Raw genomic sequence first — 18,310 nt, forward strand, 5'->3', positions numbered from 1 at the left:
TTACTCGGCCGCCAGCGGGCTGGCGGAATTGCGATAGGCGTGGATGCGGCGCTCCACCTCCGGGCGGAAGTACCGGAACAGCCCCTGGACCGGCCAGGCCGCGGCGTCGCCGAGAGCGCAGATCGTGTGGCCTTCGATCTGCTTGGTGACTTCCAGCAGCATGTCGATTTCCTCGACGCTGGCGTTGCCCTTCACCATGCGCTGCATGATGCGGCTCATCCAGCCGGTGCCCTCGCGGCAGGGCGTGCACTGGCCGCAGGATTCGTGGGCGTAGAACTGCGACAGTCGGGCGATCGCCTTCACGATGTCGGTGGACTTGTCCATCACGATCACGGCGGCGGTGCCCAGGCCCGAACGGACCTCGCGCAGGCTGTCGAAGTCCATCAGGACGGTGTCGCAGATGTCCTTGGGCAGCAGCGGAACCGAGGAGCCGCCGGGGATGATGGCGAGCAGGTTGTCCCAGCCCCCACGCACGCCGCCGGCATGGCGTTCGATCAGCTCCTTCAAGGGGATGCCCATCTCCTCTTCCACGTTGCACGGCTTGTTCACGTGGCCGGAGATGCAGAAGAGCTTGGTGCCGGTGTTCTTCGGGCGGCCGAGCCCGGCGAACCAGGCGGCACCGCGGCGCAGGATGGTGGGAACGACGGCGATGGATTCGACGTTGTTCACCGTGGTCGGGCAGGAATAGAGGCCCGCCTGCGCCGGGAAGGGCGGCTTGTTGCGCGGCTGGCCCTTCTTGCCCTCGATGGACTCGATGAGCGCCGTCTCCTCGCCGCAGATGTAGGCGCCGGCACCGCGGTGGATGTAGATGTCGTAATCGTAGCCGCTGCCGCAGGCGTTCTTGCCGATCAGACCGGCCTCGTAGGCCTCGTCGATGGCGCGCTGAACGTTCGAGCCCTCGTTGTAGAACTCGCCGCGGATGTAGATGTAGCAGGCGGTCGCCCCGATCGCGACACCGGCCAGAAGGCAGCCCTCGATCAGCTTGTGCGGGTCGTGCCGCAGGATGTCGCGGTCCTTGCAGGTGCCGGGCTCGCCCTCGTCGGCGTTCACCACCAGATAGACCGGCTTGTCGGTCACGTTCTTGGGCATGAAGGACCACTTCATGCCGGTGGAGAAGCCGGCGCCGCCGCGGCCGCGCAGACCGGATTCCTTGGTCTCGTTGATGATCCAGTCGCGGCCCTTGGCGATCAGGGCGGCGGTGTTGTCCCAATCACCGCGCTTCTTCGCGGCCTCCAGGCCGAAGTCCTGGTAGCCGTAAAGGTTCGTGAAAATGCGGTCCTCGTCGCGAAGCATCGCATCCCCCTCAGTGATCGGTCTGGCTGTCGGTGGTGAAGGCCTTCAGCGTGGTCGGCCCTCCCTCCGGTTCGGACGAGCGGCGGCCGATCTGCGAACCATGCGGCGGGATCTCGCCCCGCGCCAGCGCGTCGATGATCTTTTCCATCCTCTCGGGGGCGACGTCCTCGTAGTAGTCGTCGCCGATCTGCACCACGGGCGCGTTCACGCAGGCGCCGGAGCACTCGACCTCGCGCAGCGTGAACTGCCCGTCGTCGGTGGTCTCGCCGACATGGATGCCCAGCTTGCGCTCGCAGGCGTGCACCACATCGTCGGAACCGCGCAGCCAGCAGGGCGTGGTCGTGCAGACCTGGATGACGTGCTTACCGACGGGCGCCTTGTTGAACATCGTGTAGAAGGTCGCCACCTCGTACACGCGGATGCGCGGCATCGACAGCATGTCGGCGACCGCGTCCATGCAGGCGCGCGACAGGTAGCCGGCGTTCTGGCGCTGGGCGAGGTCGAGCAGCGGCATGCAGGCGCTGGCTTGGCGGCCGGCCGGGTACTTGGCGATGATCCGCTCGGCGAGCGCCAGGTTGTCCGGCGTGAAGAGGAAGGCCGGCTCGTCGGCGTGGGTGTCGGCCAGGGTGGTGTCCGGCGCGCTCATCGGTCGATTTCTCCGAAGACGATGTCCATGGACGCGATGTTCGCCACCGCGTCGGCGAGCATGTGGCCCTTGGACATGAAGTCGAGGCCCTGCAGGTGGGGGAAGCCGGGCGCGCGGATCTTGCAGCGGTACGGCTTGTTGGTGCCGTCGGCCACGAGATAGACGCCGAACTCGCCCTTGGGCGCCTCGATGGCGGTGTAGGTCTCGCCCGCGGGCACGTGGAAGCCCTCGGTGAAGAGCTTGAAGTGGTGGATGAGCGCCTCCATGGAGCGCTTCATCTCCCCGCGCGGGGGCGGCACGACCTTGCGGTCCTGCACCCGCACCGGACCGTCGGGCAGCTTCTCGATGCACTGGCGGATGATCCGCAGGGACTGGCGCATCTCCTCCATGCGGACGAGGTAGCGCGCCCAGCAGTCGCCGGTGAGGCCGACCGGCACGTCGAAGTCCAGCTCGCCGTACACTTCATAGGGCTGCGACTTGCGCAGGTCCCAGGCGACGTTCGAGCCGCGCAGCATCGGGCCGGTGAAGCCCCAGTCGAACGCCTCTTCCTTCGTCACGATGCCGATGTCGACCGTGCGCTGCTTGAAGATGCGGTTGTCCGTCAGCAGGTTGTCGATGTCGTCGATGAACTTCGGGAAGCTCTCGGTGAAGGCCCAGATGTCGTCGGTCAGGCCGGGCGGCAGGTCCCAGGCGACGCCGCCCGGGCGGAAGTAGTTGGCGTGCAGCCGCGAGCCCGAGACACGCTCGTAGAACTCCATGAGGATCTCGCGCTCCTCGAAGCCCCACAGCGCCGGCGTGATCGCACCGACGTCGAGCGCGCCGGTCGTGATCGACAGGATGTGGTTCAGGATGCGCGTGATCTCGGAGAACATCACGCGGATGTACTGGGCACGGATCGGCGCCTTGATCTTCAGCAGGTTCTCGATGGCGAGCACATAGGCGTGCTCCATGCACATCGGGCTGACATAGTCGAGGCGGTCGAAGTAGGGAACGGCCTGGAGGTAGGTCTTGTACTCGATCAGCTTCTCGGTGCCGCGGTGCAGGAGGCCGATGTGCGGATCGCAGCGCTCCACCACCTCGCCGTTCAGCTCCATCACCAGGCGCAGCACGCCGTGGGCCGCCGGGTGCTGCGGCCCGAAGTTCATGGTGTAGGGCTTGATTTGGGTCTTGCCGCCCGCCTGTCCGGCGGTCGGGCTCGCGGAGGTGGCGATGGTCACGACTTGCTCCCAGTGTCAGGGGCTTGGGCCTTTTCGTCGCCGGGCAGCATGACGTCGGTCATGCCTTCCCAGGGCGACAGGAAGTCGAAGGTGCGGAAGTCCTGGGTCAGGCGCACGGGCTCGTAGACCACGCGCTTCTGGTCCTCGTCGTAGCGCACCTCGACATAGCCGGTCAGGGGGAAATCCTTGCGGAAAGGATGCCCCTCGAAGCCGTAGTCGGTCAGGATGCGGCGCAGGTCCGGATGGTCGGAGAAGAAGACGCCGAACAGGTCCCAGGTCTCGCGCTCGAACCAGTTGGCCGCGCTGTAGACCGGCACGCAGGACGGGACGGGCGTGTCCTCGTCCGTGCCGAGCTTCAGGCGGATGCGCTGGTTGTGCTTGTAGCTGAGGAGGTTGTAGACGACCTCGAAACGCTCTTCGCGCTCCGGCCAGTCCACGGCGGTGATGTCGATCAGCTGCTCGAACGAGCAGCGCGTGTCGTCGCGCAGGAACGTCAGCGCCTTGATGATGGACGGACGGCGCACCGTGATCATCAGTTCGCCGAGCGCCACTTCCACGTTCAGCACGTCGTCGCCGAGCGCTCCGGCGATGTGATCACCGAGTTCCTTCAAAGCCTGTTCGGACATGGGCCAGGGCCTGCCTTCTTCTTCGTGTCTCAGCGGGCGATGCGGTTGCCGCGCCGGATCTTCTTCTGCAGCTGAAGGATGCCGTAGACGAGCGCCTCGGCCGTCGGGGGGCAGCCCGGCACGTAGATGTCGACCGGGACGATCCGGTCGCAGCCGCGCACCACCGCATAGGAATAGTGATAGTAGCCGCCGCCATTGGCGCAGGAGCCCATCGAGATGACCCAGCGGGGCTCGGGCATCTGGTCGTAGACCTTGCGCAGGGCCGGGGCCATCTTGTTGGTCAGCGTGCCGGCGACGATCATGCAGTCGGACTGGCGCGGGCTGGGACGCGGAATGACGCCGAACCGGTCAAGGTCGTAACGGCTCATGTAGGCGTGGATCATTTCCACCGCGCAGCAGGCCAGACCGAAGGTCATGGGCCAGAGCGAGCCGGTGCGCGCCCAGGCCAGCAGATCCTCGTACTTCGCCGTGATGAAACCCTTTTCCTGGATTTCCTCGGAGACGGCACGAAGATACGCGTCCTGTTCCGGTCCGGGCGGAATCGGCGCCAGGGACTTGGCTGCCTCTACTCCCATTCCAGAGCTCCTTTCTTCCACTCGTAAATGAAGCCGATCGTCAGGATGCCCAGGAACAGCATCATGGACCAGAAGCCGAACATCCCGATGTCGCCGAGCGCCACGGCCCAGGGGAACAGGAAGGCGATCTCAAGGTCGAAGATGATGAACAGGATCGAGACGAGGTAGAAGCGCACGTCGAACTTCGTGCGCGCATCCTCGAAGGGCTCGAAGCCGCACTCGTAGGGGGAGACCTTCTCGGCGTCCGGATTCTTGGGGCTGATGACGTAGGACGCGCCGACCATCACGACGGCGAGCGCGATGCCGATCAGCAAAAACACCAGAATCGGAAGGTACTCAACAATCAGCGGGTTGGTCACCGCGGTCCTCCCATAGCTCACGCCACGCGCGTCGCCTGCGGCCGGGTTGGCCGAAGCGCGATGCCGTGGCGGGATTGCCTTGGATTAGCCCATCAGACGGGCGGAATATAGGCCGTGCGGTTGGGGTTTGAAAGCGGTTTCAACGACTTTCGTAGCAGGCGGAAAAACCCGTACTGCGCCGTTAACTGTTTGCTTATCCAGCAATTTCGGGTGGGCATAGGCCCTGGCGGAGAAGGGCATAAACGGGCATGACACCGTCGCCCGCGCCAGCGGTTTCGCCGCTACGAAATGTTTTGAAACGAGAGGAAATGGCGCGAGTGACGGGACTTGAACCCGCGGCCTCCGGCGTGACAGGCCGGCGCTCTAACCAACTGAGCTACACCCGCGCAACAGGCGTTTCCGGTGCGCGGCCCCTTGCCGCTGCCCGGTCCAGAGCGCATTGTGCGCCCCCGCCGTTCGGTGCGGCGTTTCTAGCCGCGGGGCGGCCGGGCTGTCAATGCCGAAGCGGCAACCCGGCTGCGAAAAGCGATCCCGGCGCGGCGGCGCCCCACAATTCAGCCGCGGCGCAGGTCGTCGAGTTGGCGGAAGGCCAGCACCATGGAGTCGGAAAGGTCCCGGTTCTCAACCGCCCCTTCCCCGCCGAAACGGGTCAGCGCCGACTCCAGCGCGCGGGCCAGATGCTCCGCCACATCGAGGTCCTTCTGCTCCAGGGCGAGGTTCAGCGCGTGGAGGATGCGGTCACCCAGCCGGCGTTCTTCGATGCTCACCCTTCCCTCTCCATTCCTTGCATGCGATTTCGAAGGAGGACCATAGCACAGCGGGTCGCCTCCGCTGCGCTATTCCGTGCGAAGGCATGACGGAAAGTGCAACCTGAGGATCGGGCAGGATGCCCCCTTGGTGACCGTTCAAGCGACCACGAACCAGCCGGGCCTCACCGCTTCCGGCGCAAGTCCAAGCAGGGTCAGCTCGTCTCCGGCGGACAGGGTGATGACGGCGTTGCCGTCGAAGTCGGCCGTGACTGCATAGGTGGTCCCGAGGGGAAGGCCGACGGCATCACCCTCCTCCGGGAAGAAATCCTCGATCAGGTCCCGTCCGCCGCCCAGCTCGAACAGGAAGAGGTCCGGGCCGGTGCCTCCGATGAGGAGATCGTCGCCGGCTTGCCCTTCCAGCGTGTCGGCACCCTGCCCGCCATAGAGATCGTCGGGGCCGCGCCCGCCGATGAGATCGTCATCGCCCCGGCCGCCATAGAGCAGGTCCGCACCGCGATAGCCGAGTACCAGGTCATCGCCTGGTCCGCCATGGAGGTCATCGGCGGACGATGTCCCTTCCAGCAGATCGTCCCCGTACGTGCCGTCAAGGATGATCCCGCCGGTGGGAACCGGATCGTAAATGACCGTCGTAACAAGCGGCGGCTCAAGGATCACAAGGCCCGGATCGTAGATTGGCGTGTCGAGGTAAGCATCCGGCACAGGATCGTAGAGGTAGGAGTCGAGGAACGGATCGTAGGACAACCCACCGCCATAGGAGTATGGGTCCAGGCTCCAGTCCCAAGCCGCGTAATCATCCCCGTAGGTCATCGCCCACTCCCCCGCTTGGATCAGTCATGATCTCCATGCAGGGATGAACGCGGGCGATCCCTCATTCATTCCAAGGAAAACCTGTTTTCGCGCGGCGCTTTCACTGCCACCCTCGAGCATTCGCTGCGGCGTGCCGAAAAAACGAAAACGGCCCGCGAAGGGGCCGTTCGTGTCCGTCCTGAAAGCTTTTTGGGTTGGTGGGCGATGAGGGGATCGAACCCCCGACATTCTCGGTGTAAACGAGACGCTCTACCGCTGAGCTAATCGCCCGCCCATGCCGGCCCGGCGCTCCGCCGGGTTGCGGGAACCGGCCGGGTTGTGCCCGGCCGGCGCCTTTATGGCCTGAAACGGCCGGCCCGTAAAGGGCTGATCAGTTCAGCGCGTCCTTGAGGGTTTTGCCGGGCTTGAACTTCGGCTGCTTGGACGCTGGAATGGTGATCTTCTCACCGGTGCGCGGGTTGCGGCCCTCGCTGGCGGCGCGCTCGGCAACGGCGAAGGTGCCGAAACCGACGAGACGCACTTCGTCGCCCTTCTTCAGCGAGTCCGAGATGCCCTCGAACACGGCGTCCACGGCCTTGGTCGCGTCGGTCTTGGACAAACCAGATGTGTCGGCAACATGCGCGACGAGATCATTCTTGTTCACTTAATCCCCCTTCCTAACAGGCAAAATACTTTTTATCAAAGCCGCCCCACGACTTTGCGCGGGCAAAGCTTAAGCCCGCCAAGGCTCTGGCGTCAATTGGCCAGGCGTCCCAAATACCAGCGTTTCTTGAGATTCGAGCACTGCCGAGGGTTGACGGATGCTGTTGACGGCGAAAGGCCGGCGCATGGAACCATGCACCGGCCTTTCCCTTCACACCCTATGCGATCAATGACGCAGGGCGTCCGCGTTCGCCTCGGCCCGCTGCTTGGCCGCGGCGGCGTCGATCTCCGCCGCCTCGCTCCATTCGATGGGCTGGAGCGGAGCGGCCAACGCGTTGCGCAGCACCTCGTCCACCGTGCTGACCGGGATGATCTCCAGGCCGCGCTTCACGTTGTCCGGGATGTCCGCCAGGTCCTTCTCGTTGTCCTTCGGGATCAGCACGAGCTTCAGCCCGCCGCGCAGCGCGGCCAGCAGCTTTTCCTTCAGGCCGCCGATCGGCAGGACCCGTCCGCGCAGCGTGATCTCGCCGGTCATCGCCACGTCCTTGCGGACCGGAATGCCGGTCAGGACGGAGACGATGGAGGTGATCATCGCGACGCCGGCCGAGGGGCCGTCCTTCGGGGTGGCGCCTTCCGGAACGTGGACGTGGATGTCCTTCTTCTCGAAAAGCGTCGGCTTAATGCCGAACTCCGCGGCGCGCGACTTGACGTAGCTCTCGGCCGCCTGGACCGATTCCTTCATCACGTCGCCGAGCTTGCCGGTCGTGGTGACCCGGCCCTTGCCGGGCAGGCTCACCGACTCGATCGAGAGGATCTCGCCGCCGACCTCGGTCCAGGCAAGGCCGGTGGTGACGCCGACCAGGTCCTCCAGTTCCGCCTCGCCGAAGTGGAAGCGGCGGACGCCGGCATATTTGTCGAGGTTGCGGCGGGTGACCGCGACCTTGCCCGAACCCTTGAGCGAGATCTCCTTCACGGCCTTGCGGCAAAGGTTGGCGATCTCGCGCTCCAGGCTGCGGACACCGGCCTCGCGGGTGTAGTAGCGGACGAGGTCGCGCAGCGCGTCGTCGGAAACGCTGAACTCGCCCTTCTTCAGGCCGTTCGCCTCGATCTGCTTGTCCAGCAGGTGGCGCTTGGTGATCTCGACCTTCTCATCCTCGGTGTAGCCGGCGACGCGGATGATCTCCATGCGGTCCAGCAGCGGCTGCGGCATGCGCAGCGTGTTGGCCGTGCAGACGAACATCACGTCCGACAGGTCGTAATCGACCTCCAGGTAATGGTCGCCGAAGGTCCCGTTCTGCTCGGGGTCAAGGACCTCCAGCAGGGCCGAGGAGGGGTCGCCGCGCCAGTCGGAGCCGAGCTTGTCGATCTCGTCCATGAGGAAGAGCGGGTTCGACGACTTGGCCTTGCGCATGCCCTGGATGATCTTTCCGGGCATGGAGCCGATGTAGGTGCGGCGATGGCCACGGATCTCGGCCTCGTCGCGGACGCCGCCCATGGACATGCGGACGAAGTTGCGACCCGTGGACTTGGCGATGGACTTGCCGAGCGAGGTCTTGCCGACGCCGGGCGGGCCGACGAGGCAGAGGATCGGACCCTTGACCTTGTTCATGCGGTTCTGCACGGCAAGGTATTCGAGGATGCGCTCCTTGACCTTCTCCAGCCCGTAATGATCATCGTCGAGAATCTTCTGGGCGAGCTTCAGGTCGCGCTTCACCTTGCTGCGCTTCTTCCAGGGAATGGAAAGCATCCAGTCCAGGTAGTTGCGCACGACCGTCGCCTCGGCCGACATCGGGCTCATCGAGCGGAGCTTCTTCAGCTCGCCGAGAGCCTTCTCGCGGGCTTCCTTCGACAGGCGGGTCTTGTTGATCTTCTCTTCCAGCTCGGCCGACTCGTCGCGGCCATCCTCGGTCTCGCCGAGTTCCTTCTGGATCGCCTTGAGCTGCTCGTTCAGATAGTACTCGCGCTGGGTCTTCTCCATCTGCCGCTTGACGCGGTTGCGGATGCGCTTTTCCACCTGGAGGACGCCGATCTCGCCTTCCATGAAGGCATAGACCCGCTCCAGCCGCTCGGAGACGGTGGAGCATTCCAGGAGCTGCTGCTTCTCTGCGATCTTCAGCGCGAGGTGGGAGGCGACCGTGTCGGCCAGCTTGCCCGGCTCCTCGATCTGGTTGATCGAGACGAGCACCTCCGGGGGGATCTTCTTGTTGAGCTTGATGTACTGCTCGAACTGAGAGACCACGGCGCGGCTCAGCGCTTCCAGTTCCTGATTGTCGCCGATCGACTCCTCGATCAGTTCGGCGTGAGCCTGGAAGAAGTCCTCGTTGTCGGCGAATTTGGTGATCGAGGCCCGTTGTCCGCCCTCGACGAGCACCTTCACGGTGCCGTCCGGCAGCTTCAGAAGCTGGAGCACGGTGCCGACGGTACCGACGCTGAAGATGTCGGCCGGCGTCGGGTCGTCCTGCGCCGCGTTCTTCTGAGTGACGAGGAGGATCTGCTTGTCATCCTTCATCACATCTTCCAGGGCGCGCACGGACTTTTCGCGTCCGACGAACAGCGGCACGATCATGTGGGGGAAAACCACGATATCGCGCAGCGGCAGGACCGGATAGAGGGCACCACTGGGGATTTCAAACATCGGAATTGGGCCTCATGATAGGAACGCCGTCAGCCCGGAAATGGGCCTGAAGGAACACCGCCTCGGGAAAGCGCGGGGATCGCATGGCGGCACCCTGTAAACGTGGCACAGGCCCCCTCCCCCTTCAAGGGGCAGCCGCCGAATCCCGCCCATTTGTCCCGGTTTTGCCGTCCTACGGCAGGCTTGCGGCCAAGTTCGAGCCCCTTTCGCCCCATCTGCGCCCCCGGATCCGGCGTTTCGGGCATGAAAAAGCCGGGAAACCCTGCGGTTTCCCGGCTTTTCTTGGCCTCGAGCAACAGCTTGGCGCCCGGTCAGGCCCCCGGGGCCTGGCTCCGGCTCTCGGCGTGGACGTAGAGCGGCTTGGCACGGCCCTCCGCCACTTCCTTGTTGACCGCGATGCTCTCGATCCCGGACATGCCCGGCAGGTCGAACATCGGGTCGAGCAGGATGGCCTCCATGATCGACCGCAGGCCGCGCGCGCCGGTCTTGCGCTGGATCGCCTTGTTGGCGATCGTGCGCAGCGCGTCGTCCGTGAATTCGAGATGGACGTCCTCCATCTCGAACAGGCGCTGGTACTGCTTCACGAGCGCGTTCTTCGGCTTGGTCAGGATCTCGACCAGGGCTTCCTCGCTGAGGTCGGTCAGCGTGGCCACGACCGGCAGGCGGCCGACGAACTCGGGGATCAGGCCGAACTTCAGCAGATCCTCCGGCTCGACCTCGCGCAGGATGTCGCCCGTGGTCCGCTCCTCGGGGCTGCGCACGTCGGCGCCGAAGCCGATCGACGAACCCTTGCCGCGCTGGGCGATGATCTTGTCCAGCCCGGCGAAGGCGCCGCCGCAGATGAACAGGATGTTCGTGGTGTCGACCTGCAGGAATTCCTGCTGCGGGTGCTTGCGACCGCCCTGCGGGGGCACGGAGGCGACGGTGCCCTCCATGATCTTCAGCAGGGCCTGCTGCACGCCCTCGCCCGACACGTCGCGGGTGATGGACGGGTTGTCCGACTTGCGGGAAATCTTGTCGACCTCGTCGATGTAGACGATGCCGCGCTGCGCCCGCTCGACGTTGTAGTCGGCGGCCTGGAGCAGCTTGAGAATGATGTTCTCGACATCCTCGCCGACATAGCCCGCTTCGGTCAGGGTCGTGGCGTCGGCCATCGTGAAGGGCACGTCGATGATGCGGGCGAGCGTCTGCGCGAGCAGCGTCTTGCCGCAACCGGTCGGGCCGACCAGCAGGATGTTCGACTTCGCCAGTTCGACATCGTTGTGCTTGGTGCCGTGGGACAACCGCTTGTAGTGGTTGTGCACCGCGACCGAGAGGACGCGCTTCGCCTGCTCCTGCCCAATCACGTAGTCATCCAGCACGGTATGGATGTCACGCGGCGTCGGCACGCCGTCCCGCGACTTCACGAGGGTCGTCTTGTTCTCCTCGCGAATGATATCCATGCACAGCTCGACGCATTCGTCGCAGATGAACACCGTCGGACCGGCGATCAGCTTGCGAACCTCGTGCTGGCTCTTGCCGCAGAAGGAGCAGTAGAGCGTATTCTTCGAATCGCCGCTGCTGGACTTGGTCATTGGTACTCCGTCATCTCCCGGGGGACGTTTTGGTAACGGTCACACGAGATTCGGCGTCCCCCGACGCCGGCCCTAGAGGAAAACGAACGTCCGGCCTTCCTCCGCGTCCCGGTGCCCCGTCCCGTGCGGGAGGGGGGCTCCTTCTTCAGAGGTTGTCTCGGGCCAAGCCCTTGACAAGGTCGACCGCTCCCCGAGGGGAGCCTATCGCGCCGGCCGTCTGACATTCAACAACAGCCGTACCGGCGCGATCAATCATTTGTTCGTGCCGGCCACCAGTTCAACCGGGTCCGGCACGACGCCCATCGCGCAAACGAAGGATCAGGAACCCTCGCCGTTCAGCGCGGCCGGGCGGGATTCAACGACTTCGTCGATCAGGCCGAACTCCTTGGCCTCCTGCGGCGACATGAACTTGTCACGCTCCATGGCCTGCTCGATCACGTCGAGCGGCTGGCCGGTGTGGCGCACGTAGATGTCGTTGAGGCGCGAGCGCAGCTTCAGGATCTCCTGGGCCTGGATCTCGATGTCCGAGGCCTGGCCCTGGGCGCCGCCCGAGGGCTGGTGGATCATGATGCGGCTGTTCGGCAGCGAGAAGCGCTTGCCCGGCGCGCCGGCGGCGAGCAGGAGCGAGCCCATCGAGGCGGCCTGGCCCATGCACACGGTCGAGACCTGCGGCCGGATGTACTGCATGGTGTCGTAGATGGCGAGGCCGGCCGAAACGTAGCCGCCCGGCGAATTGATGTAGAGCGCGATGTCCTTGGACGGGTTTTCCGCTTCCAGGAACAGCAGCTGCGAACAGATCAGGCTGGCGACGGCATCATTCACGCCACCGACCAGGAAAATGATCCGCTCCTTCAGCAGGCGCGAATAGATATCGTACGAGCGCTCTCCCCGGTTGGTCTGTTCGATGACCATCGGGACCAGAGTGTTCATCTTCGGTTCGAAATCGAAGTTGTACATTTATTTCTCTTCCCTGCTCCCGCAGCTCAAGTGTCAGAGCGGCTCCACATCCATATAGGTACGGAAAGGGGCGACCGGTAGGCCGCCCCTCTACGCAAAACGGCAGTTATGCCGCCTGAGCCTGGTCCTCGTCCGGGTCGCGGGTCAGCTCCTCGACCGAAACCGTCTTCTCGCTCACCTTCGCCGCCTCGATGATGTGGTCGACGACCTTATCCTCGAAGATGGGGGCGCGCAGGCCTTCCAGCGCCTGCTGGTTCTGCTTGAAGAACTCGAACACCTGGCGCTCCTGGCCGGGGAAGCGGCGCGCCTCGTTGATGAGGGCGCGGTTCACCTCGTCCTGGGTGACCTCGATGTTGTTGCGGCGGCCGATCTCCGACAGCAGCAGGCCCAGGCGCACGCGGCGCTCGGCGATGGCGCGGTACTCGGCCTTCAGCTCGTCCTCGGACTTGCCGGCGTCCTCACCCGCGTTGCCGTTCTTCAGCTCCTGCTGGAGACGCTCCCAGATGCCGTTGAACTCGATGTCGACCATGCCGGCCGGCACCTCGAAGGAGTGGGAGTCGGCGAGCTTGTCGAGCAGCTGGCGCTTCACGCGCAGGCGCGACAGGCTGGCGTATTCCTGTTTCATGCGGTCGCGCAGGGCCTCGCGCAGAGCGTCGAGGTTCTCCATGCCGAAGCTCTTGGCCAGTTCGTCGTCGACCTTGGCCGGGACGGACTTGCGCAGCTCCTTCACGTCCACCTCGAAGACCGTCGCGGCGCCCTTGAGCTGCTCGTGCGGGTAGTCCTCGGGGAAGGTGACGTTGACGGTGCGGTGCTCGCCGGCCTTGGCGCCGACCAGCTGCTCCTCGAATCCCGGCACGAACTGGTTGGCGCCCAGCTCCAGCGGGTAGTCCTTGCCGTCCATGCCCGGCAGGGCCTCGCCGTTCACCGTGCCGGCGAAGTCGATCACGGCGATGTCGCCGTTCTCGGCCGCGCGGTCCTCGGTCACGGTCTCCTGGGTGGTGTTGGTCGCGGCCAGCCGCTCCAGCGCCTCGGTCAGAGCCTTGTCGTCAACCTCGGCGACCGGGCGCTCCAGCTCGATGCCCGAGAAGTCGCCCGGCTCGACGTCCGGCAGCAGCTCGACGGCCATCGTGTATTCGAGGTCGCCGTTCTCCTCGTACTTGCCGACCTCGATCTTCGGCTGCAGGGCCGGGCGCAGGCCGCGCTCGGTCAGCGCCTGGCGCGAGCTGTCGCCGATGGCGTCTTCCAGCACTTCGGAGAGAACGCTGCCGCCATAGCGCTTGCGGATCACCGCGGCCGGCACCTTGCCCGGACGGAAACCGGGGAGCTGCACCGTCTGGCGCAGCTCGTCGAGCCGCCCCTTCACCTTCTCTTCAATGTCCTGGGCGGAAATGACGACCTTGAACTCGCGCTTGAGTCCGTCGGTGCTGGTTTCGGTGATGTTCATCGGAACGAAAGCCTGTCTAGTTTGTCCGGCACGGCGGCACCCGTCCACAGACGGCCCGATACCGGTTCCCCGTTGCGATTCCTTCTGCGTTGCCATGGTGCGGGCGAAGGGACTCGAACCCCCACGACTTTCGTCACCGGAACCTAAATCCGGCGCGTCTACCAATTCCGCCACGCCCGCCCTGGGCAACGGCAAGCCTGCCGGGCGCGACGCACCCGGCAGGCCTGCTTGAAGTCCGGTCTATAGCACAGCGTTGTCCGTGCAAACAGGCAAAATGGTCTAGCCATACGATGGATTTGAGGGGATTCCGCCGCTCAGCCGGCCCCTTTCGCCGCCCCCGCCATGAGCGGACGCACGCCCGCGGATGCGATGGTCCGCCCTTTGCCGCCATAGGCATCCTGCTTGGCGCCGCTGGCGCCCGGCTCATATAGAGTGCTGATCATCCCGCGGCCCCTTTGGCGAGCGGCCCGCCCACCCGCCGGGCTCCGCTCCGACGCCGATTCGAGCAACGCGCTCGCCCGCGGTCTCGGCCCCGCACCGGCCGGCTCCCCCAGGCGCGGCTATTCCGCGCGGGGCGGCACCCCGGCGCCCTTCAGCCGGCGCAGCACGCCCGGCAGGAGGTCCGGCAGATCCTCCGCGATCAGGCCCGGCCCGAAACCAGCCGCGGCCTCGGCATGCAGCCAGACTCCGGCGCAGGCCGCGTCGAAGGCGCTCATGCCCTGCGCCATGAGCCCCAGGACGATTCCCGCGAGCACGTCGCCCGACCCGGCGGTGGCGAGGTCAGGCGGCGCGTTCGTGTTCACGGCGGCCCGCCCGTCGGGCGCCGCGATCACGGTGTCCGCCCCCTTCAGCAGAACGACGGCCCCGCAGCGGGCGGCGGCGGCACGGGCCCGCCCCAGCTTGTCGCCGTCGGCGTCGCGGCCGAAGAGCCGGGCGAACTCCCCTTCATGCGGGGTAAGGACGCAGCGCGCGTTCAGCCCGTCCAGCAGCTGCTCGGGCGATTCGGCGAAGCTGGTCAGCGCGTCGGCATCCAGCACACAGGCCTTTCCGGCCTCCAGCGCCGCCAGGACCCGCGCACGCGTCGTCTCGCCCAGCCCGGCCCCAGGCCCCAGCAGCACCGCGTTGCGGCGCGGATCGGCCAGCAGCTCCAGGAAGTCGGCCCCGTCGGCGACGGGCGCCACGATGGCGGCCGGCGTGGCGGTGGCGTAGATCGGGAAAGTGGCGGGCGAGCAGGCCAGAGTGACCAGCCCGGCCCCGGCCCGCAGCGCCGCCCGTGCCGCCAGCCGGGCGGCCCCGGTCATGCGGTCCCCGCCCGTCAGCAGCGCGTGCCCGCGCGTGTACTTATGAGAGTCCGCCGTCGGCCAGGGGTAGCGGCGGCGCCAGAGGTCCGGCCCGTTCACCGCCAGTTGCGGGTCGATGGCGTCGAGCACGGTTTCCGGAATGCCGATGTCGGCGACCAGCAGCTCGCCGCACAGCCGCCGCCCCGGCAGCAGCACATGGCCGGGCTTGCGCCGGAAGAAGGTAACGGTCAGGGCGGCCCGCGGCGCCGCGCCCATCACTTGACCGCTGTCGCCGTGCAGGCCGCTCGGCACATCCACCGCGACGACGGTCAGCCCTTCCATGGCATCGACCACCCGCCGCGCCATGCCGTCGAGCGGCCGCGACAGACCCGCGCCGAACAGGGCGTCGATGACCAGGGGGTTGCCTTCGAGGATGGCGGGGTCGGCGGCCTCGATCGGACCGCCCCAGCGCGCCGCCGCCAGCGCGGCGTCGCCCCGCAGGTCGGAGCGGGTGCCGAGCAGCGCCAGCCGCACCGGCCAGCCGGCCTCCAGAAGCAGCCGCCCGATGACGAAGCCGTCGCCGCCGTTGTTGCCCGGCCCGCAGAGGACCGCCGTGGGGTGCGGCGCCCAGCGCTCGCAGATGGCGCGCGCCACGGCGGCGCCGGCCTCCTCCATCAGGGCGATGCCCGATGTGCCGCCCGCGATGGCGAGCGCGTCGGCGCGCCGCATCTCGGCGACGGTCAGCAGCTCGTCCATCAGCGCGCCCCGCCGGAACGGGCCGAACGCGAAAAGCCCGAAGCGTCGGATGACGCCGGGCTTGGCTTTGTCTCAATGGTTCTGCTGCGGTTCATCTCCCCTCCCCCTGCGGCCTTCAGCGCCGCAGCATAGTCCCGCGCGGGGCCGGCGAAAAGCCGGCCGGGGGCCGATGCCCTCACGAAGAGGAGAGAATGAGAGGTGAAGAAGAAGATGGGGCGACGGATGGGATTCGAACCCACGACCACTCGGACCACAACCGAGGGCTCTACCAACTGAGCTACCGCCGCCGCTGTGAGCGGGTTGATAGCGCCCCTGTCCCGCCGAGGTCAAGCGGAGTTTTTCACACGCCTGAAATTTTTGCCCTCGCCCGCCGTGGCCGTCCGCGTGCCCGGCGCGGCGGGATATCTTTGCATATTTTTTGTTCACAATGGCGCGGCAACGGGCGATCCTGTGCCCCAACCGGAAGCAAAGCCATCCCGAGGCGTGGAACCGGCACAGGCGGATCTCACTCAGGCGCGCTTGGCACGGTCCATGCTTTAATCGCCCCCGTCGGTAGAGCCGTGAACGGTGCCTGCCGGCGTTGGCACCCTGTACACGAGAGACCCATGAAGAAGATCGAAGCCATCATCAAGCCGTTCAAGCTCGACGAGGTGAAGGAAGCCCTTCACGAAGTCGGCATCAAGGGCATCACCGTGACGGAGGCCAAGGGCTTCGGCCGTCAGAAGGGACACACCGAGCTGTACCGCGGCGCCGAATACGTCGTGGACTTCCTGCCCAAGGTGAAGATCGAGGTGGTGATGGAGGATTCCCTCGTCGAACGCGCGATCGAGGCGATCCAGCAGGCGGCCCACACCGGCCGCATCGGCGATGGCAAGATCTTCGTCACTCCCGTGGAAGGGGTGATCCGCATCCGGACCGGCGAGCGCGGCGCGGACGCCGTCTGACCGCCGGCCCATAACCTCCCTCCCCTCCTCCCGCGAGCCCAGGCCGGCGCATGCCCCCGAAACCGACGGTTCTTTCCGGAAAGACCAGGAAAGCTGCGGCCAAAGGACATTTTGCGTTGCTGCGTTGTGCGGGGCGGAGAGGCATGACATAACGTCCGCCGCGAACGCCGCGAACCGCCTTGCTCAGGGTGGCCGGTTCACTCGCTGCGGGAACCAACCTTCAAGCGTGGAAAACAAGATATGTCCGACATCAGCAAGGTCTTCGACCTGATCAAGGAACACGACGTCAAGTACGTGGACCTGCGCTTCACCGATCCGCGCGGCAAGCTGCACCACACGGCCCAGCACGTCTCGACGATCGATGAGGACGTCTTCGAAGACGGCATCATGTTCGACGGTTCCTCGATTGCCGGCTGGAAGGCCATCAACGAGTCGGACATGGTCCTGCAGCTCGACCCGGCCACCGCGATCATGGACCCGTTCGCCGCCCAGCCGACGCTGAGCATCCTCTGCGACGTGCATGAGCCCTCGACCGGCCAGCCCTACGCCCGCTGCCCGCGCTCCATCGCGAAGGCCGCGGAGAAGTACACCGCCTCGGCCGGCATCGGCGACACCATCTTCTTCGGCCCCGAGGCCGAGTTCTTCGTCTTCGACGACGTCAAGTACTCCGTCGAGATGAACAAGGTGTCCTACCAGATCGACTCCGAGGAAGGTCACTACAACTCCGACCGCGCCTACGAAGACGGCAACATGGGCCACCGCCCGGGCATCAAGGGCGGCTACTTCCCGGTCGCCCCGATCGACAGCGGCAACGACCTGCGCGCCGAGATGCTGAGCGTCCTGGCCGAGATGGGCGTGCCGGTCGAGAAGCACCACCACGAGGTGGCGGCCGCTCAGCACGAGCTGGGCATCAAGTTCGACACGCTGGTCCGCACCGGCGACAACATGCAGTACTACAAGTACGTGGTGCACAACGTCGCCCACGCCTACGGCAAGTCGGCGACCTTCATGCCGAAGCCGGTGTTCGGCGACAACGGCTCGGGCATGCACTGCCACCAGTCGATCTGGAAGGACGGTCAGCCGCTCTTCGCGGGTTCGGGCTACGCCGACCTGTCGGAGCTGGCGCTCTTCTACATCGGCGGCATCATCAAGCACGCCAAGGCCCTGAACGCCTTCACCAACCCCTCGACCAACAGCTACAAGCGCCTGGTCCCGGGCTACGAGGCTCCGGTTCTGCTGGCCTATTCGGCCCGCAACCGCTCGGCCTCCTGCCGCATCCCGCACGTCGCCTCGCCGAAGGGCAAGCGCGTCGAGGTCCGCTTCCCGGATCCGTCGGCCAACCCGTACCTCGCCTTCGCCGCCATGCTGATGGCCGGCCTGGACGGCATCCAGAACAAGATCCATCCGGGCGAGGCGATGGACAAGAACCTGTACGACCTCCCGGCCGAAGAGCTGGCCAAGGTCCCGACCGTCTGCGGCTCGCTGCGTGAAGCCTTGGAAAGCCTGCGCGCCGACAGCGCCTTCCTCCAGAAGGGCGACGTCTTCACGCAGGACATGATCGACTCCTACATCGACCTCCGCACGGAAGAGATGATGGCCTTCGAAACCATGCCGCACCCGATCGAGTACAAGATGTACTATTCGGTCTGATCTAAGACACTGAAACGTCAGGGTTTTTGAGCGCCCCTCGGAACCCACGGCGTAGCAGTCCGGTGTAGCAGGCAAGAGCCTCCCTTGGGGAAACCCGAGGGGGGCTCTCGTGTTTTTGGATCGATGCTCCCGTCC

General features: G+C 65.8%; 17 protein-coding genes and 4 tRNA genes. 2 read left to right on the plus strand and 19 right to left on the minus strand.

The window, feature by feature from the left end; all coding sequences use genetic code 11:
- The 19 genes from nuoF to JUB11_RS10850 all read right to left on the minus strand — a co-directional run bounded on the left by nuoF (window position 1) and on the right by JUB11_RS10850 (window position 15,868).
- On the minus strand, window positions 1-1,293 hold the full coding sequence (gene nuoF / locus JUB11_RS10765) for an NADH-quinone oxidoreductase subunit NuoF (RefSeq protein ID WP_207458533.1): 1,293 nt from the start codon (window positions 1,291-1,293) through the stop codon (window positions 1-3).
- A 10-nt stretch (window positions 1,294-1,303) separates the two neighbouring features.
- Entirely contained in the window at window positions 1,304-1,939 is a 636-nt protein-coding gene (gene nuoE, locus JUB11_RS10770; protein ID WP_207458534.1) for an NADH-quinone oxidoreductase subunit NuoE, read from the minus strand.
- Entirely contained in the window at window positions 1,936-3,084 is a 1,149-nt protein-coding gene (locus JUB11_RS10775) for an NADH-quinone oxidoreductase subunit D (RefSeq protein ID WP_211112492.1), read from the minus strand. Before JUB11_RS10775 ends, nuoE begins: the two co-directional genes overlap by 4 nt.
- A 68-nt stretch (window positions 3,085-3,152) precedes the next feature.
- Window positions 3,153-3,782 (minus strand): NADH-quinone oxidoreductase subunit C, encoded by a 630-nt coding sequence (locus JUB11_RS10780; RefSeq protein ID WP_207458536.1) that lies wholly within the window; start codon window positions 3,780-3,782, stop codon window positions 3,153-3,155.
- Between the two features lie 29 nt (window positions 3,783-3,811).
- Complete coding sequence (locus JUB11_RS10785) at window positions 3,812-4,357, minus strand: NADH-quinone oxidoreductase subunit B (protein ID WP_207458537.1); 546 nt, start codon at window positions 4,355-4,357, stop codon at window positions 3,812-3,814.
- Window positions 4,348-4,716 carry an NADH-quinone oxidoreductase subunit A gene (locus JUB11_RS10790; protein ID WP_207458538.1) on the minus strand — a complete coding sequence of 123 codons (369 nt, stop codon included), beginning with the start codon at window positions 4,714-4,716 and terminating at the stop codon, window positions 4,348-4,350. Before JUB11_RS10790 ends, JUB11_RS10785 begins: the two co-directional genes overlap by 10 nt.
- A gap of 309 nt (window positions 4,717-5,025) precedes the next feature.
- Window positions 5,026-5,102, minus strand: a tRNA-Asp gene (locus JUB11_RS10795).
- 168 nt (window positions 5,103-5,270) lie between these two features.
- Window positions 5,271-5,483 carry a hypothetical protein gene (locus JUB11_RS10800; protein ID WP_207458539.1) on the minus strand — a complete coding sequence of 71 codons (213 nt, stop codon included), beginning with the start codon at window positions 5,481-5,483 and terminating at the stop codon, window positions 5,271-5,273.
- 138 nt (window positions 5,484-5,621) lie between these two features.
- A complete protein-coding gene (locus JUB11_RS10805) occupies window positions 5,622-6,293 on the minus strand; it encodes a calcium-binding protein (protein ID WP_207458540.1) in 672 nt (223 codons plus the stop codon).
- Between the two features lie 195 nt (window positions 6,294-6,488).
- A tRNA-Val gene (locus JUB11_RS10810) sits at window positions 6,489-6,563 on the minus strand.
- A gap of 100 nt (window positions 6,564-6,663) precedes the next feature.
- Window positions 6,664-6,936 carry an HU family DNA-binding protein gene (locus tag JUB11_RS10815; protein WP_207458541.1) on the minus strand — a complete coding sequence of 91 codons (273 nt, stop codon included), beginning with the start codon at window positions 6,934-6,936 and terminating at the stop codon, window positions 6,664-6,666.
- Window positions 6,937-7,161: 225 nt separating this feature from the next.
- Window positions 7,162-9,570, minus strand: coding sequence for an endopeptidase La (gene lon, locus JUB11_RS10820; RefSeq protein WP_207458542.1), 2,409 nt, complete (start codon window positions 9,568-9,570; stop codon window positions 7,162-7,164).
- A 311-nt stretch (window positions 9,571-9,881) separates the two neighbouring features.
- Entirely contained in the window at window positions 9,882-11,144 is a 1,263-nt protein-coding gene (clpX, locus tag JUB11_RS10825) for an ATP-dependent Clp protease ATP-binding subunit ClpX (protein WP_207458543.1), read from the minus strand.
- 318 nt (window positions 11,145-11,462) lie between these two features.
- On the minus strand, window positions 11,463-12,101 hold the full coding sequence (gene clpP / locus JUB11_RS10830; protein WP_207458544.1) for an ATP-dependent Clp endopeptidase proteolytic subunit ClpP: 639 nt from the start codon (window positions 12,099-12,101) through the stop codon (window positions 11,463-11,465).
- Window positions 12,102-12,207: 106 nt separating this feature from the next.
- Window positions 12,208-13,545, minus strand: a complete 1,338-nt coding sequence (gene tig, locus JUB11_RS10835) for a trigger factor (RefSeq protein ID WP_207458545.1) — start codon at window positions 13,543-13,545, stop codon at window positions 12,208-12,210.
- A 95-nt stretch (window positions 13,546-13,640) separates the two neighbouring features.
- Window positions 13,641-13,725: transfer RNA gene (locus tag JUB11_RS10840), tRNA-Leu, on the minus strand.
- Window positions 13,726-13,859: 134 nt separating this feature from the next.
- Window positions 13,860-13,988: a hypothetical protein gene (locus JUB11_RS33165; RefSeq protein ID WP_282189055.1), complete on the minus strand. Its 129-nt coding sequence runs from the start codon at window positions 13,986-13,988 to the stop codon at window positions 13,860-13,862.
- A 117-nt stretch (window positions 13,989-14,105) separates the two neighbouring features.
- Window positions 14,106-15,581 carry an NAD(P)H-hydrate dehydratase gene (locus tag JUB11_RS10845; RefSeq protein WP_207458546.1) on the minus strand — a complete coding sequence of 492 codons (1,476 nt, stop codon included), beginning with the start codon at window positions 15,579-15,581 and terminating at the stop codon, window positions 14,106-14,108.
- Window positions 15,582-15,792: 211 nt separating this feature from the next.
- Window positions 15,793-15,868 (minus strand) — tRNA-His (locus JUB11_RS10850).
- 318 nt (window positions 15,869-16,186) lie between these two features.
- On the opposite strand from JUB11_RS10850, the gene JUB11_RS10855 reads away from it, so the two are divergent.
- Entirely contained in the window at window positions 16,187-16,525 is a 339-nt protein-coding gene (locus tag JUB11_RS10855; RefSeq protein WP_207458547.1) for a P-II family nitrogen regulator, read from the plus strand.
- A gap of 240 nt (window positions 16,526-16,765) precedes the next feature.
- Window positions 16,766-18,175, plus strand: coding sequence for a type I glutamate--ammonia ligase (glnA, locus tag JUB11_RS10860; protein ID WP_207458548.1), 1,410 nt, complete (start codon window positions 16,766-16,768; stop codon window positions 18,173-18,175).
- Window positions 18,176-18,310 lie beyond the last annotated feature (135 nt).

Source organism: Azospirillum sp. SYSU D00513, from assembly GCF_017356015.1.
In the GTDB taxonomy this organism is placed as follows: Bacteria; Pseudomonadota; Alphaproteobacteria; order Azospirillales; family Azospirillaceae; genus Azospirillum.

Coding starts and splice junctions, on each gene's coding strand:
- nuoF (WP_207458533.1), bottom strand. CDS start 1,293: ATGCTTCGCGACGAGGACCGCATTTTCACGAACCTTTACGGCTACCAG.
- nuoE (WP_207458534.1), bottom strand. CDS start 1,939: ATGAGCGCGCCGGACACCACCCTGGCCGACACCCACGCCGACGAGCCG.
- JUB11_RS10775 (WP_211112492.1), bottom strand. CDS start 3,084: ATGAACTTCGGGCCGCAGCACCCGGCGGCCCACGGCGTGCTGCGCCTG.
- JUB11_RS10780 (WP_207458536.1), bottom strand. CDS start 3,782: ATGTCCGAACAGGCTTTGAAGGAACTCGGTGATCACATCGCCGGAGCG.
- JUB11_RS10785 (WP_207458537.1), bottom strand. CDS start 4,357: ATGGGAGTAGAGGCAGCCAAGTCCCTGGCGCCGATTCCGCCCGGACCG.
- JUB11_RS10805 (WP_207458540.1), bottom strand. CDS start 6,293: ATGACCTACGGGGATGATTACGCGGCTTGGGACTGGAGCCTGGACCCA.
- lon (WP_207458542.1), bottom strand. CDS start 9,570: ATGTTTGAAATCCCCAGTGGTGCCCTCTATCCGGTCCTGCCGCTGCGC.
- clpX (WP_207458543.1), bottom strand. CDS start 11,144: ATGACCAAGTCCAGCAGCGGCGATTCGAAGAATACGCTCTACTGCTCC.
- clpP (WP_207458544.1), bottom strand. CDS start 12,101: ATGTACAACTTCGATTTCGAACCGAAGATGAACACTCTGGTCCCGATG.
- tig (WP_207458545.1), bottom strand. CDS start 13,545: ATGAACATCACCGAAACCAGCACCGACGGACTCAAGCGCGAGTTCAAG.
- JUB11_RS33165 (WP_282189055.1), bottom strand. CDS start 13,988: ATGATCAGCACTCTATATGAGCCGGGCGCCAGCGGCGCCAAGCAGGAT.
- JUB11_RS10845 (WP_207458546.1), bottom strand. CDS start 15,581: ATGGACGAGCTGCTGACCGTCGCCGAGATGCGGCGCGCCGACGCGCTC.
- JUB11_RS10855 (WP_207458547.1), top strand. CDS start 16,187: ATGAAGAAGATCGAAGCCATCATCAAGCCGTTCAAGCTCGACGAGGTG.
- glnA (WP_207458548.1), top strand. CDS start 16,766: ATGTCCGACATCAGCAAGGTCTTCGACCTGATCAAGGAACACGACGTC.